Genomic DNA, 15,101 nt, shown 5'->3' on the forward strand with positions numbered 1-15,101 from the left:
GCAGCGCTTGCTGGCCGGGTTGTACAGCTGGCCCGAGGCCGTCAGCTGGAACGCCTCGTTGCCCGCGCCGGGCACGCAGTCGAACAGGATGATCGGGTTGAGGTTGTCCCAGGTCGGGCCCTGACCCGAGACGTTGACGCACCGTCCGCTCGCCGGGTTGACGAGCTGGTAGGACCGGTTGACCAGACCGCCGACCCAGGAGGCGAGGTCGTCGACGCGGGCCTCGGAGGCGCCGGTGCGGGTCTCGGCGGGGTCGGTGCCGAGGCAGCCGCCCTGCCAGGCGCGGCTGGTGACGGCGGCGATCGCCGGCTTGCCGTTCTCGGTGCGCAGCGCCGGGGCGCCGGCGTCGCCCTTGCAGACGGTGTCGGCCGCGGTCTTGGCGGTGAGGTCGACGCCGCCGGCGGTGACGGCGGCGGCCGTCAGGGTGGCGGCGTGGGGCGCGTCGGGGACCCAGGTGGTCGCGGTGCGGCCCCAGCCGGCGACGGTGAGCGCCTCGCCGGTGGCGGGCGCGGTGGTGGAGACGGCGATCGGGGTGACGTCGTAGACCGGGACGGCCAGGCGGGCCAGGACGAGGTCGCGGTCGGTGCGCGGGGCGATCTCGACGACCTCGACCGTGTGGGTGCCGATGGTGGCCGTGGTGCGGGTGGGCAGCAGGCCCGCGTGGGCGGTGGTGAAGTCGGCCGGGTCGGTGGCGAAGCAGTCGGCCGCGGAGAGCACCCACTGCGGGGCGACCAGCGTGCCGGTGCAGGCCCGGCCCCCGCGACCGAGGCTGCCGACGGCGATGCGGGCGGTGGCGGCCGTTCCCGGGTCCGGCTTCGGGGCCGCGGGCGGCTGGGCGGTGGAGCCGGTGACGTTCAGCTCCAGCAGAACGGAGTGCGAGCCGGTGGCCGCGCCCTCGCCCACGCCGACGGCGCTGTCGGCGGCCACGTCGACGCTCTGGGCGCTGCCGTCGGTGGTCAGGTTGGCGTGCAGGGTGCGCCCGGTGGTCTCGATCCGGAACGCGTCGGGCACGTTGAGGGCCAGGTAGCCGGAGGCGCCGGGCGCGGTGAAGCAGGCCCGGTACATCGGCAGGGTGACGGAGCGTCCCCAGATGGTGATCTGGTGGGGGGTGTCGCAGGGGGTGTACACGATGCCGCCGTCACCGCGGGTGACGGTCATGCCGGTGGCCTGCTGGAGCTGCTGGGCATCGGGGTAGGCGCCGTCCTCGGCCGCGAACGCCGCGGCGGTGTTCGCGGCGGGCGTGGTCGTCGGCGTGTCGGCGATCGCCGCGGGTTCGGCGGCGCCGAGGACCGCGGCGGTGGCGACGGCAGCCGTCAGCCACCGTCGTATGTGCAGGGCCATGGATTCGCTTTCGTCGGTCCGGCCGCGGTGGCCGCGGGCGGGTGAGCGGATGCGCCCGGACCCCGCCGGATCAGGGCGTGCGGGTGCCCGGGCACCGCAGATCGTAGTGGGCCGAAGCGGCGGCTTTCCCCGAGGTTTTCCGTTTCCCGGAGCATCGCCGCGGAACTGACGCCGCGACATAACCGGCATTCGTACACAGGTGGGATGACGGCTCGTAACTTTTGTTCGCTCCGGTCCCATTGTGTCCCCTGCCGGTGAAATTGATTTCGCTCTGACCAGGACTGATGCCGTGTGAGGCGGCCATTGTGCTTTCGCTAGGCTCACCGCGCCGACTCATCGGTGCACGTGGAAAAGGCAACAGAGGGGGGAATTCGGGTGAAGCCCGACACATTGCGGTCCGGACGAGGCGGGAGGAGGTTCGCCGGCACACGGATGCTGGGGCGCGGACTGCTCCCGCTGGCCATGCTCGCCGCGCTGGTCTCACCGGCCCAGGCCACCGCCGACAGCCCGCCGGTGCCCGCGCCCACCGGCCTGGACGCCACCGACCGCGGCAAGGTCGTCCAGGCCTGGCTGGCCGGCGGACCCGCCGTCAAGGCCGCAGCCGAGACCGCCCTGACCGGCGCCCAGCCGGACATCCAGCAGTTCCTGCTGACCGGACGGGCCGCCGCCGAGTACGTCGACGACAAGGAAACCGCCCAGCAGATCGTCACCCAGGGCGGACGGGCCCTGCGCGAGGCCGCCCAGCAGGCCCTGGCCGGCAGCCCGCAGGACCTCGACGCGTTCATCCGCCAGGGCTGGCAGAAGCCGCTCGAACAGGACCAGGTCGTCGAGGCCACCCGCATCGGCAACAGCGGCGGACCGGGCGTCAAGGCCGCCGCCGACGTGGCCCTCAACGGCTCCATCGACCAGGTCAAGGCGTTCCTCAACCAGAACCAGTACGACCAGCGCGACGCCGACGACCTGGTGCGCGCCACCCAGGTCGAGAGCGCCGGCGGCCCCGTCACCAAGAGCGCCGCCGCCCTCGCCATCGACGGATCCGCCGACGACGTCCGCGAGTTCCTCGCCTCCGGCCAGTACGTGGCCCGCGCGCACGACCAGGAGTACGCGAGCGTCGCCCAGCTCGTCGAGCAGGCCAAGGCCGCCGGCACGAAGGCCGAGAGCGAGAGCCAGGCCTCCAAGGAGGCCTCCGCCCGCGCCGTCGCCGCCGCCGCCCTCGCCAAGGACGCTGCACGCACCGCCGCCGACGAGACCAAGGCCGCGCAGAACGACGCGACCCGCGCCGCCGAGGCCAGCCGCCGCGCCGCCGAGGCCACCCGGCGGGCCGCCGAGGCCGCGCAGGCCGCCGTCACCGCCGCTCGCAAGGCCGCCTCCTCCGCGCGCCTGGCCAACGCCTGCGCCACCAGCGCCGCCTACGCCGCCGCCCAGGCCGCCCAGGCCGCCGGGCGCGCCCAGAGCGCGGCCGCCGCCGGCGCCGTCGACGGGGACACCATCAACAAGGCCCTCGCCGCCTCCAACCTGTCCGCGCTGGCCGTCGACGCGGCCGACCGGGCCTCGCGCGCCGCGCAGGCCGTCAAGGACATCGCCGACGCCGTCAAGGGCATCAGCGCCGACCTGAACGCGGCCATCGCCGCCGCCGACGAGGCCGGCGGCTACGCCGACCAGGCCGGAGTCGACGCCGGCGAGACCAAGAGCGCCGCAGCCGCGGCCCGCCGCTACGCCGCCGAAGCCACCCAGGCCTCCGCCGCCGCCTCCGGGCTGGCCACCGACGCCGCCCAGGCCGCCGCCGACGCCCGAGACGCGGCCCGCGACGCCTCCACCCGGGCCGCCAACGCCGCCACCGCGGCCAAGAGCGCCACCGCGCACGCCGGCGACGCGGCCGCGGCCACCGAACAGGCCAGGGTGAGCTCCGAGGCGGCCAAGAACGCCGCCGACGCCGCCTCCGCCGCGGTGGAGAAGGCCAAGGCGATCGAGACGGCGGCCCGCAAGGCCGACGCCGAGGAGATCAGGGCGCGCACCGTCGCCGGCCGCAACCAGGCCCAGGACCTCTCCGCCGCCTACCTGCAGGCCCGCGCGGACGCCACCCGTCTCCAGGACCAGACGAAGAAGCTCGGCGAGGACTTCACCGCCCTCGCCAACCGCGCCGCCCAGCCCGGCGCCGACCAGGGCCGGATCGTCGCCGACGGCCGGAAGATGGCCGTCACCGCGATGAAGATCTCGGGGTCCTGGAGCCGCACGGCAGCCGAGTACGCCCTCGCCGGCAGCGACAACGCCGTCGCCGCGTACGCCCTGACGGGGTGGCGGTCCGCCCAGCAGGCGGACGAGCGCGACCAGGTCCTCAGCCTCGGCCGCGACTCCACCCAGCCGGCCGTGCGCGCCGCCGCCAAGACCGCCTTCGCCGGCGACGCGACCGCCGTCCACGCCTTCGTGGAAAGCGGCCAGTACGACGCGGGGGCCGCCGACTTCGCCGTCCAGGTCACCAGGATCGGCCAGGACGGCGGACCGGGTGTCAAGGCCGCCGCCGACGCGGCCCTCAACGCCAACACGCCCAAGGCCCTCGTCGACTTCCTGACCACCGCCCAGTTCCAGGCCCGGGAGGCCGACGACCGCGTCCTCGCCGCCCGCCTCGCCCAGAACGGCGGCCCCGAGGTCAAGGCGGCCGCCGAGGCGGCCCTGGTCAGCCCGCCCGGTGTGCTGCGCACGTTCGTCACCACCGGCCAGTACCAGGCGCAGCGCCAGGACCAGCTGACGGCGGCGCACGTCGCCCGCGTGCAGCAGGCGATCTCCGAGGCCGGCATCGTCGCCGCCCGCGCCCACCAGAGCTCCGACGAGGCCGCCCGGGCCTACGCGGTGGCGCGCGGCGCGACCGCGGACGCGAACAACGCCGCCGCCCAGGCCGGTGCCGATGCGGCCGCCGCGGCGGCCGCCTCCCAGCAGGCCCAGCAGTCGGCCCACGACGCCGAACAGGCGGCCGGGCAGGCGGCGGGGTACGCGAGGACGGCGCAGCAGGCACGGCAGAAAGCCGCCAACAGTTCGGTCGCCGCGGCGAGCGCCGTCGGCTGGGCCGAGGTCAGTGCCGACTCCGCCGCCGGCAGCGCCGGTCAGGCCTACGCCTCGGCCGCGGCGGCCCAGATGATCGCGGAGAAGGCCGGCCAGGACGTCAAGACCATCAACGCGACCTTCTCCGATGCCCTCGAGCAGGCCCGCCGGCAGGAGCAGGCGTGGGAGGACAGCCAGCGGATCCTTGCCGGTTTGCAGGCCCAGGCGTACCAGAACCTGCCGCCGCTGTTCAAGGCCATCGTCGCCTTCAACTCCCTGCCGTTGGACAAGCAGGCCGAAGCCGTCATGGACGTCGCGCATCTCGAACTCGACATCCTCGGCAGCATCCCCGTCGTCGGCGCGCCGGCCAACTTGGCCAACTGCGTGACGTACGGCGAGGAAGGGGTGGTTTTCGACGACAGCGACAAGTACGAGGACGCCGCCCTGTCCTGTGCGGCCGAGATACCGATCGAGGGCTGGGGCGTCCTCGGCGAGAAGATGGCCCGTTGGGGTGTCAAGGGGGCGAAGCTCGCAGAGGAGCTCAAGTCGACCTGGCGGGAGACCGCGGGGCTCGGCTGTCTGAGGCCGAACAGCTTCCCCGCCGGCACCAGGGTGCTGCTCGCCGACGGCACCAGCCGCCCGATCGACCGGATCCGCGTCGGCGACCGGGTGACGGCCACCGACCCGCAGACGGGCGCCACCGGGCCCCAGCGCGTGGACGCGACGATCCGCACGCCGGACGACCGTGACTTCACGGAGCTGACCGTCGCCTCACCGGACGGCCGGTCGGCGGAGATCACCTCCACCGATCACCACCCGTACTGGTCACAGAGCCGCCACGCCTGGCGCGACGCCGTCGAGCTCGGTCTCGACGACACCCTGCGCACGCCCGACGGCCGCACCGCCCGCATCACCCGCACCAGTCACGAGAGCCGTCCCCCGCAGGACGCGTACAACCTCACCGTCGCCAACACCCACACGTACTATGTGCTGGCGGGCGGCACACCGCTGCTGGTCCACAACGCGGGCACGCCGGTCTGCGCGTGGCTCACCCAGCAGATCGCCGCCGCCCAGGCCGCGAACCCGCTGATCGACAGCCTTCGCGCCACCGGCAAGCTCCCGGCCAACTACTACACCAAGGCCCAGGCCAAGGCCCTGGGTTGGGAGCCGGGCAAAGCGTTCGGCAACTTCGTCCAGGACGGGCAGATCGGCGGCGACGAGTTCTCCGACTCCGCGGGCGGGATCCTGCCCGACGACAGGTTCCGCATCTGGTACGAGGCGGACGTGGGCCTCGACCCGCTGATGAAGCGTTCCAAGCAGCCCGGCTGGCGTCTGCTGTACTCCAACGACGGCCTGGCCTACGTCACCAGCGACCACTACCAGACCACCTACCGGCTCCCGAACTGGAAGTAGGCCCATGCGCGTCACCATCGACGGCCCGACGATCCGCTCCGAGGCGGACCTCCACGCCCTGCTGGCCAGGGAGCTCGACTTCGGCCCCTACTACGGGCACAACCTCAACGCGCTGTGGGACCGCCTGTCCACCGACGTGGAGCGCCCGGTCGAGCTGGTGTGGCGGAACGCGGAGGCCTCGCGGGCGCAGCTCGGCGCCGAGCTCTTCGGCCGGGTCTCGGCCCTGCTGGAGCGGGTCGTGCGCCAGGACGAGGACTTCGGGCTGCGGGAGCGGTTCACCGTCCGCTTCGAGTGACCTTCGGCTGAGCACCACGTGCGAGGGCCTCGCCGGTTTTCCGGCGGGGCCCTCGTCCGTTTCCCGGGACCGGTCGGCCTACCTATGCGTGACGGATTCGGCGGAGAAGCACTCGGCCTACCGTTGTCGATGCCAGCAGGGCACCAACAGCGGTAGGCCGAGGAGGAATTGATGAGCGCGTTCGCGATCGCCCACGTCAGGTCGGTGGAGCAGGGGCCCGACATCGTCGAGTACCTGGAGCGCATCGACGCCACCCTGGAGCCGTTCGGGGGCCGGTTCGTGGTGCACGGCGGGAACGTCGAGGTGGTGGAGGGCACCTGGGGCAGCCACATCATCGTCATCGAGTTCCCCGACCGGGAGCGGGTGCGCGCCTGGTACGACTCCCCCGCGTACCGGGAGATCCTGCCGCTGCGCACCCGCCACATGGACGCCGACGCGATCTTCGCCGACGGGGTGCCCGCGGGTTACCGGGGCGCGGACTCGCTGGCGCACTGAGCGCCGGCGGGGCGCTCGCGGGTGACGAGGTCGGTGCGCCCGGCGGTGGCGTCGAGCCACACGACACGGGTGCCGCGGTCGGCGGCGGGCGCGTCCTGGGAGCCGCGGTCGCAGGACACGCGCTCGGGGGTGCCGCCGGTGAGCGGGAGCTGCCACAGCTTGGCCGTCTGCGCGTTGGTCCAGTTGTCGTTGACCCGTCCGGTGCGCGTGACGTAGGTGACCGCGCGGTCGGAGACGGTCAGGCCGGCCGGCTCGGGGGCCGTGGAGCCGGCGGGCAGGAGGTCGGTGACGCCGGAGCCGTCCAGGGCGCCGGAGCGGATCGTGGCGCGCCCGGTGGCGGGGGCCTGGACCCACAGCACGCGTCCGCCGGCCAGGTGGGCGGAGTCGGCCAGGTTCTTCGGGTCGGCGGGCACGTACTGGGCGGTGACCTTGCCCTCGGCCAGGGAGTACACGGTCGGCGCGGTGACGTAGTCCTGGCCGGCCGTCCACCCCTCGGTCCAGGCGAGGGCGCCGCCGTTCAGGTCGAGGCCGGCGGCCTGGTGGCCCGCGGGCAGCGGGATCACGGTCTCCGGGGAGCCGTCGGCGTGGACGACGTGGATCCGGGTGGTGTCGGTGGCGAAGTCCCGGAGCGTGTAGACGATGTCGCCGCCGGCCGTCCGGATGTTGCCGGGCTGCTGGTTGGTGGAGCGGTAGACGCTGCGCACCGGGCCGGCGCCGGTCAGCGGCGCGCTCAGCAGCTCGAAGCCGAAGACGCCCTGGGCGTCCTTGCCGACGGCGAGCCACGCCGCGTTCGTGCCGTCGGTGGCGGCCCAGCTGTGGTACCGGCCGTCGTCGGGGCTCAGGCGCACGGGGGTGGCGCCGCCGGTGACGGTGCCGGTGTACAGGGCGGTGTTCTTGCGGGTGGCGTCGGTGTTGGCGAGCATCACCCAGTGGCCGTCGGCGACGACCGGGGCGGCCATGGTGGAGGTGATGCCGCCGAGCAGGACGCGGCTGTCCAGGCCCAGCTTGTGCTGCCAGCCGGCCTTGATGCCGTGGGCGTCGAACGCGTCGGCGACGGTGCGCAGCTGGGCGCGGGTCAGGCCGGTGGCGCGGCCGGCGGCCAGGACGGCGTTGCGGCCGGCGACGAAGTCGTCGAGCGGGGTCATGTACTCGGTGAGCGCGCGGTAGACGACGCGGTCGGCGGTGAGCGGGTCGAGGGTGCGGCGGATGTCCCACAGGGCGCCGCTGAAGATGGTGGAGTTGAGGTGCACGCCGGCGTTGTCGGAGGCCAGGGAGGCGCCGACGTAGGTGTCGACGGTGGTGCGGTGGTCGTCGAGGCGGCGGGTGGCACAGGCCTGCGGGGTGCCGGTGCGGCACAGGCCCTCGCCGAGCAGCGCGGCCCTGGGGTCGTTCATCGCGATGCCGCGGGCGGTGACCTCGACGGCGTTGCCGAAGTAGTCGGCGAGGCCCTCGTCCATGGCGCCGGACTGGCCGAGGTAGGCGAAGTTGGCGCTGTTGGCGATGACGCCGTGGGTCATCTCGTGGGCGGAGACGTCCAGGGCTGCGGAGAACGGGTAGTAGGTGTCGTTGCCTCCCCCGTAGATCATCTTGCTGCCGTCCCAGTAGGCGTTGGGAAAGGCGCGGCCGCCGGCGGTGACGTCGACGACGGAGACGATCGGGCCGTTCTTGCCGTCCAGGCCCAGGCGGCCCAGGCGGTCGCGGTAGAAGTCGTAGACGATCCCGGCGTTGACGTGCGCGTCGGTGGCGCCGTCGGTGCCGGTGGCGGCGGGGAAGTCGGGGGTCGGGGAGCTCGCCGGGTGGGCGTCGGCGGGGATGCGGCCGAAGTCGTCGACGTCGCGTCCGGCCGCGTCGTAGGTGGTGATCGCGGCGGGGCGGGTGAGGTCGGTGAACTGGTAACTGCCGTCCGCCTGGCGGGCGATGTTGACGTTGACGGACTTGCCGTGGACGTCGGGGGCGGTGCCGGTGGCGGGGGTGACGGTGGCCGGCGCCGGATCGGGGGCGGCCGCGGGGGGCGCGACGGCCTCGGGCCGCGCGGTGGCGGTGGACGGGGTGCGGGCGTCGTGGGCGAGGGCGACGACGCCGGCGGTGGCGTCCACGTAGACGTCGCGCGTGAGCGGGGTGCCGTCGGCGTCGGCGCCGCGCACGGTGTAGTGGCGGGTCAGCTTCCCCGCGCCGTCGGGCAGGATCACCAGGCCGGCGTCGGTGGCGGTGGCCTTGGCGCGGGCGGCGTCCGGCAGGGCGCCGAGGGCGGCGGTGCGCAGCAGCTCGTCCGGGACGGTGGGCGTGGTGGGGGCGGTGAGGCCGGTGAAGTACCTGCCGCCGACGGATTCGACGTGCTGGGCGGCGCCGTCGCCGGCGAGGTGGACGAGGTACTGGGCGCCGAGTACCGGGACGCCGCCCTCGTTCTGCTGGAAGCGGACGGTGCGGCGGCCGTCGGGGCTGCTCTCGGTGCCGGCCTCGGCGAGCTGGGCGGGGTCGACCCGGTAGCGGTCGCGGTGGGCGGCCAGGTGGGCGCGGGCGGCGTCGGCCGGGGCGCCGGGGGCGGGGTCGGCCAGGCCGGTGACCAGCTGCGGGGCGGCGGTGTCCTGGCCGGCGACCACGCCGGGGACGGGGTCGCCGGGGGCCTGCGCGGGCGCGGTGTCGGCGGCGGCCGTCGGGGCGGCGTAGCTGGCCAGGGCGGCCAGGCTCAGGACGGCGGCTATGCCGGCGCCGAGGGTCCTGGGCGTGCGGGCGTGACGGTGCACGGCGCTCCTCTCACGGAACGGGAACACGGATTCGGCCATGGCGCTCACCCGTCGCCGGTCGGCTGACGGTGCGCCAGGGCCACGCCACGAACATAAGCCATCGTTCTTTATATGTCGAACAACTACCTATCACTGGATGTCCGGCCCTGCTTCTTGCGCAGGACGTCGGGCCCGCCGACTTCCTGCGCAGGCGGGGATCAGGCGGCGCGCTGGCCGTGGAGGAGGAGGGGGACGGCGCGATGGGTGAGGGCTTCGGCGACGCGCGCGGCCTGGGCGGGGGCCATCACCTGGCCGAGCCGCTGGACGGGGACGAAGCGGGCACCGAGCAGGCCACTGCGGTGCTGGGGAGGGACGACGGGTTCCCGGGTGGTGGTGGCGCCGTCGAAGACGAGGTTGAGGCGCTCCAGGTAGCGGTCGGCGGCGGTGAAGTCGACCGCCAGGACGTGCGTGAGGCGCCGGGCGATACCGGTCTGCGCGAGGAGGTGGCGGGCGGCGGCCTCGTGCGGGGGCTCGTTGGGGCGGGCGGCGCCGCCGGGCAGGATGAGCCCGTCCATGTAGTCGGGGTCGACGAGCAGGACGTCGCCGTGGGGGTTGCGGACGAGGGCGAGGCAGCCGAGCCGGCACACGGGCGGCTTGGCGAGGAGGCGGGGGTCGCGCACGGGAGTGCTACTTCCTGTTCCGGAAACACCAGTTGATCAGGGCGGCGAAGCACAGCAGCCACAGGAGCCGAGCGGCCAGTTCAGTCGTCATCGGCGGCGAGGCGCTCGAAGTGCAGGCCCTTGCGGAGCAGTTCGACGATCCGGACGACGTCGGAGGCGCGGGCGGCCCCGAGGGAGACCAGGTAGCACCCGGTACGGCGCCCGTGCTCCCAGTCCACTTCGAGGGACGGCAACTTGGCCCCGCCGAGCGCGAGGACGGCGGCCAAGTCGTCGGCGACGAGGGCGGCTTCACGGCGCTGGTCGGCGGTCGCCCGGTTGAGCATCGAGGTCATCACGCACCGGTCCTGCGGTGCACCTCGAAGACCCGCCACGCCGAGAACGCGGCGCAGAACGAGGTGAACGAGGCGAGTTCACCCGAGGAACCACTGCGCAGCCACTCCCCCGTGACCTCGTTGCGCACCCGGTAGCACCGGGCCTCGGGGTCCCAGCGGACGCCGTAGCCGTGGAGTCTGGAAATCTGATCATTGGACATAGAGAGCCCTCCGCAATCGAGCCTTTACGCTCTGTCGAGAAAAGGGTTGCGGAACGCCCCTACCGTGGGGAAGCATCTGTAGTCGCCAGTTCAGGATGGTTCAGTTGGGAAGCACCGTGAACCGCAAGAACCTTGACCCCACGTCATCCCCGTACGCATCGCTCGGAATCCAGCTGCGCCGCTTCCGCGAGGCACGCAAGATGCTCCAGACCCAGCTCGGCGTCGCGATCTCCTACTCGGGCGCCTACATCTCCAGCATCGAACGGGGCGTCCGCGCACCCAGCCGCAAGTTCGTGGAGGTCGCCGATGCGTACCTGGACACTGGCGGCACCCTCGCCCTGATGCTCGACCAGCTCGAACACAGCATCCTGATAGAGGGATTCCCCGAGTACGCCGACAAGGAAGCAGAAGCCGTCGCGATCCGGCTCTTCGAGATCGGCGTCATCTCGGGGCTTCTTCAGACGCCGGAGTACGCAGCCGCCTACGAGCAGGCCTTCGTCAGGCGTGGGAGCGTCACCCAGCAACACGCCGACGAGCGGGTGAAATTCCTGCTCACCCGGCAGGCCAAGCTCGAACGCCCCTCGCCTCCCCACATCCACGCCGTACTGGACGAGTGGAGCCCGCGGCGCCCGATCGGGGGACGGTCCGTGATGATCGGCCAGCTCGCGCACCTTGAACGCCTCGCCAGCCAACCGAACATGACCATCCAGATCGCACCGATCAGCCTCGGTGAGAACCGCCCGTTCGCCCACCCTGTGACCTTGCTGACGATGCCCAACCGCTCTCTGCTCGGCTACTCCGAGACCCACCAGCGCGGCATTCTGGAACGCAATCCGGAAACCCTCGCCGGATGGGCCAGGGACTACGATCGACTCCAGGTTGAAGCGTTGCCCCTGGCCCCGTCGCTGGAGCTGATCCGCGCAGTACGGAAGGACTTCGAAAGTGAACCCTGACCTATCGAATGCTCGTTGGCGCAAGAGCACTTACAGCGGTGGCGGAGGCCAGTGCGTCGAGGTCGCGGACGGCTTCACCAGCGTCACGCCCGTCCGTGACTCCAAGGACCCGAGCGGCCCCGCGCTCGTCTTCCCCTCCGCCGCCTGGCAGTCCTTCATCACCGCCATCCGCGCTGGCGAGTTCGACGTCCGATAGTCACAGCTCGGCCCCGCCGCCCCACGCCTGGATGGCGGGGCCCCCTGCGCGCCGACGCACTGCCCAGAAGGGGACCAAATGCCCGCCAACATCAACTTGAGCACCGCCCACTGGTTGAAGTCGAGCTTCAGCCAACAAGGCGGCGACTGCATCGAGGTGGCTCCCGGCTTCACCGGCGTCATGCCCGTCCGCGACTCCAAGGACCCCAACGGCCCCGCCCTCCTCTTCTCCCCCACCGCCTGGCAGTCCTTCATCACCGCCGTCAACGCCGGCGAATTCGACGCCCGGTAGCAACCACCGCTCCCGGCCCGGCCGCCCCCACGCCTGGGGCGGCCGGGCTACCTGACGAGCCGCGCGACCCCTGGAAAGCGCCGGGCCGGACGGGGCCTTTTGTCCTGCCCTGATGTCCACTTGACGTCGATCAGCGAAGAGGGCCGGGCTCGTGCACATCGGTGCAACCCGCTCGACAACGGGAGTGACCATGGGCCTGACGTTCCTCGGCATCATCCCGAACACCCCGGACACGGACTCCCCGACGATCTGGCTGGACGAGGAGACCGGAGACCTGCTGACGCCGCACGAGGAGTACCGGGTCCACTGACCAGCGACCATGGCTGTCTCACCGTCCTCAAGTGCCCAGCAGGCCCGGCAGGTTCTCGCGAGCCGACTCACGGAGCTCTGCCGGGATGCCGGGCTGACCGGGCTCGGCGTCGCCCGCCTGTGCGGCTGGCATCCGTCGAAATCGTCCCGGATCATGAACGCCCGAACGCCACCGTCCGCCGACGACATCCGGGCGTGGTGCCAGGCATGTGGGGCGGAGGATCAGACCGAGGATCTGATCGCCTCACTGCGGACCGCAGAGGACATGTGGGTCACCTGGCGGCGCATGGAGCGGTCCGGGCTGAAACAGGCACAGGAAGCACGGTTGCCGCTGTACCAGCGGACACGACGTTTCCGCTGTTACTCGTCATGGCTTGTGCCCGGACTCATCCAGACTCGCGGCTACACCGAGTCCGTGTTGCGCTCCGTGCAGCGGCGCAGGGTTGAGGTGGACGACGTGGCCGAGGCCGTGACGGCCCGCATGGAGCGTCAGGCCGTGCTCCACGAGGGAGGACGACAATTCGCCTTCCTCATGGAGGAGTCGGTCCTGCGGAACGGCCTGGGCGGGGCCAAGGTGTTGGCAGGGCAGCTCGGCCACCTGCTGACGGTCGGCTCGCTGCCGAGCGTGAGCTTGGGCATCGTGCCCGATCGGCCGGCTCGCTCGCGGATGCCGGTCGAAGGGTTCTGGATCTTCGACGCGGCACAGGTGAACGTCGAACTGGTCTCGGGCTACATCACGATCACGCAGCCGAGCGAGGTCGCGGCCTACGCCGACACCTTCGCCGAACTTGCCGACATGGCGGTCTACGGCCCGGATGCCCGCTCCCTGATCACCTCGGCGGTCAACTCCCTCGGGTGAATCCGTGCAATCTCGTGCAACGTCATGGATTCCAACTGGCTTGCCTTCCTAGCGTGTTGCCATACCTCGCAGCACAAGGAGGCACCAGGATGAGCACGCCGCCCGCCCCGCCACCCCCGCCCGCGCCGCCCGGCCCGGGGCCGATGATCCCGGTGGCCCCGCGCACCAACTGACCGGCACCACCGAGCGAGAGGAACTCCGACATGGGCAAGCACGGAGACGGCAAGGGCGGCTCGTCCGGGGACAAGAAGCAGTCCCCGAAGGAGTCGGACGGCCAGTGGACCAAGCCCGTTCCCCCGAAGAAGTGAGCGCCAACCGATGGACGAGTACGTACAGTTGCTGGCCGATCTGACCGAGGCCGGCGCGCTGGGCGAGGAGTGGCGGGGCGCGTTCGAGCGCGCCCCGCGCTCTGCCTTCATTCCGGACACCGTGTGGGCCCCGGACGACGATGCCCCGACCGGCTACGAGCGGGTCACGAAGGCCGACGCCCCGGACGCCTGGTGGTCGCTGGTGAACACCGACGGCGTGGTCGTCACGCAGGTCGACGACGGGAGGGCGGACGGGCCGGGCATCGCCACGTCGTCGGCGTCCATGCCGTCCCTGGTCGCGACCATGCTCCGCCACCTGGACGTGCGGGACGGACACAAGGTGCTCGACGTCGGCACCGGAACCGGCTGGACGAGTGCCCTGCTGTGCGGCCGGCTCGGCGACGATCGGGTGACCACGGTCGAAGTCGATCCGGCCATCGCCGCCGAGGCGGCGCTGAGGCTCGCGGCCGCCGGATTCGCGCCCGAGCGCGTCGTCGGCGACGGGCTGGCGGGGTGGTCCTGCGCCGCCCCCTACGACCGCATCCACTCGACGGCAGCCGTCCGCCGGGTGCCCTCCGCCTGGATCGAGCAGACCCGCCCCGGCGGCATCATCGTGACCCCTTGGGGCACCCCGTACGCCAATGCCGGGCTGCTGCACCTGATGGTCGGCCGGCCGGGCGAGCCCTCGCACGGCCGATTCGTCGCCAACGTGAGCTTCATGTGGATGCGGGCACAGCGGCCGCACGCCGTGGTCGAACCGGTCGGTGTGTCGGACCACCGGGGACCCTCCGCGATGGACCCGGAGTTGGCCCTGGAGGACGTGAACGCCGCCTTCGCCATCGGCCTGCGGGTGCCAGGCGTCCGGTACGAACACGTCTGGGACGACGCCGACCCCAGCGGTACCTACCGCATGCAGCTCTCGGACGGCGCAGGGTCGTGGGCATCCGTCCGCCACACCGCGTGGGACGCCGAGGACGCCGTTCACCAGTCCGGGGCCCGCCGGCTGTGGGACGAGATCACGAGCGCCCGCCTGTGGTGGCTGGAGGAGGGCAAGCCCGACCTCCACCGGTTCGGCGTGACCATCGCCCTGGACGGCGCGCAGTCCGTCTGGCTGGACGACTCCGGCAACCCCGTGGCCTGACCTTCACCCGGCCCCGTGGCCGCGCCCAGCAGCAGGGCCCCCGCAGCGGCGAGCCGGCGGGGGAACGTTCGGCGGGTGAACCTCCGGCGGGCGGCCGACGTCGTTGGCATGGGTGGCGCTGTAGGAACGGAACGTCGAAGTCCGCCCCGAAGCGGGTTTCACCGGCCCATCGGTGACATCGAATTCCTGTAGCGAGTGTTTCGTTCACGTATCGGGGGATCTGGGATGATCGCCCGTGGTGCGCGAACGGACGGAGGGACTGGGGAACATGGTCGGTGTGGTGCTGGTGGCCGTACTGGTGCTCGTCGGCGGCGGGTGCGCGTGCGTCGTGTGGGCGCAGCGCGGCGGGCCGGGGTGGGTGCGGGTGGTGGCGGCGGTGACGCTGGGGGCGGGCGAGCTGGTGCGTTCGGCGGCGAAGGCGCGCCGGCGGCGGGGGCCGAACGGCAGCGGCGGCGACGCGGGCGTCCTCGGCGGCGGCTGCGGGAGCGACGGCGGCGGCAGCGGCTGTTCGTGAGGACGGGCCCGCGCC

Annotated in this window: 14 protein-coding genes; 9 read left to right on the top strand and 5 right to left on the bottom strand. The window is 72.7% G+C overall.

Translation table 11 applies throughout. The features are described 5' to 3' along the window. Positions 1-1,341 (bottom strand): trypsin-like serine protease (locus tag PUR71_RS14630; protein ID WP_329927413.1); only part of this gene is annotated, 1,341 nt, incomplete at its 3' end. Positions 1,342-1,773: 432 nt separating this feature from the next. Here PUR71_RS14630 and PUR71_RS14635 point away from each other — a divergent pair. The 3 genes from PUR71_RS14635 (at position 1,774) to PUR71_RS14645 (ending at position 6,580) form a co-directional block, all read left to right on the top strand. Further along, the gene (locus PUR71_RS14635; RefSeq protein WP_329927414.1) at positions 1,774-5,790 is read left to right on the top strand and encodes a polymorphic toxin-type HINT domain-containing protein; all 4,017 of its coding nucleotides are present in this window, start codon (positions 1,774-1,776) and stop codon (positions 5,788-5,790) included. A gap of 4 nt (positions 5,791-5,794) precedes the next feature. Next, a complete protein-coding gene (locus PUR71_RS14640; RefSeq protein WP_329927415.1) occupies positions 5,795-6,085 on the top strand; it encodes a barstar family protein in 291 nt (96 codons plus the stop codon). A 171-nt stretch (positions 6,086-6,256) separates the two neighbouring features. Beyond that, positions 6,257-6,580: a DUF1330 domain-containing protein gene (locus PUR71_RS14645; RefSeq protein WP_329927416.1), complete on the top strand. Its 324-nt coding sequence runs from the start codon at positions 6,257-6,259 to the stop codon at positions 6,578-6,580. Here PUR71_RS14645 and PUR71_RS14650 read toward each other — a convergent pair. From PUR71_RS14650 to PUR71_RS14665, 4 genes are all read right to left on the bottom strand, one after another. Beyond that, positions 6,550-9,324, bottom strand: coding sequence for a M4 family metallopeptidase (locus tag PUR71_RS14650; protein WP_329927417.1), 2,775 nt, complete (start codon positions 9,322-9,324; stop codon positions 6,550-6,552). The genes PUR71_RS14645 and PUR71_RS14650 overlap by 31 nt on opposite strands. 197 nt (positions 9,325-9,521) lie before the next feature. Continuing rightward, positions 9,522-9,983 (bottom strand): NUDIX domain-containing protein, encoded by a 462-nt coding sequence (locus tag PUR71_RS14655; RefSeq protein WP_329927418.1) that lies wholly within the window; start codon positions 9,981-9,983, stop codon positions 9,522-9,524. Between the two features lie 80 nt (positions 9,984-10,063). Further along, positions 10,064-10,315 carry a hypothetical protein gene (locus PUR71_RS14660; RefSeq protein WP_329927419.1) on the bottom strand — a complete coding sequence of 84 codons (252 nt, stop codon included), beginning with the start codon at positions 10,313-10,315 and terminating at the stop codon, positions 10,064-10,066. Continuing rightward, positions 10,315-10,515 (bottom strand): hypothetical protein, encoded by a 201-nt coding sequence (locus PUR71_RS14665; RefSeq protein ID WP_329927420.1) that lies wholly within the window; start codon positions 10,513-10,515, stop codon positions 10,315-10,317. The genes PUR71_RS14660 and PUR71_RS14665 overlap by 1 nt, the downstream gene beginning before the upstream one ends. A gap of 116 nt (positions 10,516-10,631) precedes the next feature. Here PUR71_RS14665 and PUR71_RS14670 point away from each other — a divergent pair, with 116 nt between their 5' ends. The 6 genes from PUR71_RS14670 (at position 10,632) to PUR71_RS14695 (ending at position 15,086) form a co-directional block, all read left to right on the top strand. Further along, positions 10,632-11,468, top strand: a complete 837-nt coding sequence (locus tag PUR71_RS14670; RefSeq protein WP_329927421.1) for a helix-turn-helix domain-containing protein — start codon at positions 10,632-10,634, stop codon at positions 11,466-11,468. Continuing rightward, positions 11,458-11,664 (top strand): DUF397 domain-containing protein, encoded by a 207-nt coding sequence (locus PUR71_RS14675; RefSeq protein WP_329927422.1) that lies wholly within the window; start codon positions 11,458-11,460, stop codon positions 11,662-11,664. The genes PUR71_RS14670 and PUR71_RS14675 overlap by 11 nt, the downstream gene beginning before the upstream one ends. 78 nt (positions 11,665-11,742) lie before the next feature. Next, positions 11,743-11,955: a DUF397 domain-containing protein gene (locus PUR71_RS14680; RefSeq protein ID WP_329927423.1), complete on the top strand. Its 213-nt coding sequence runs from the start codon at positions 11,743-11,745 to the stop codon at positions 11,953-11,955. Between the two features lie 319 nt (positions 11,956-12,274). After that, a complete protein-coding gene (locus PUR71_RS14685) occupies positions 12,275-13,123 on the top strand; it encodes a helix-turn-helix domain-containing protein (protein WP_329927424.1) in 849 nt (282 codons plus the stop codon). Between the two features lie 318 nt (positions 13,124-13,441). After that, the gene (locus tag PUR71_RS14690) at positions 13,442-14,572 is read left to right on the top strand and encodes a methyltransferase domain-containing protein (protein ID WP_329927425.1); all 1,131 of its coding nucleotides are present in this window, start codon (positions 13,442-13,444) and stop codon (positions 14,570-14,572) included. Positions 14,573-14,810: 238 nt separating this feature from the next. Further along, a complete protein-coding gene (locus tag PUR71_RS14695) occupies positions 14,811-15,086 on the top strand; it encodes a hypothetical protein (RefSeq protein WP_443077449.1) in 276 nt (91 codons plus the stop codon). The last annotated feature ends 15 nt before the right edge of the window (positions 15,087-15,101 follow it).

Origin of the sequence: Streptomyces sp. SP17BM10, from assembly GCF_036322405.1 — a bacterium.
GTDB lineage: Bacteria > Actinomycetota > Actinomycetes > Streptomycetales > Streptomycetaceae > Kitasatospora.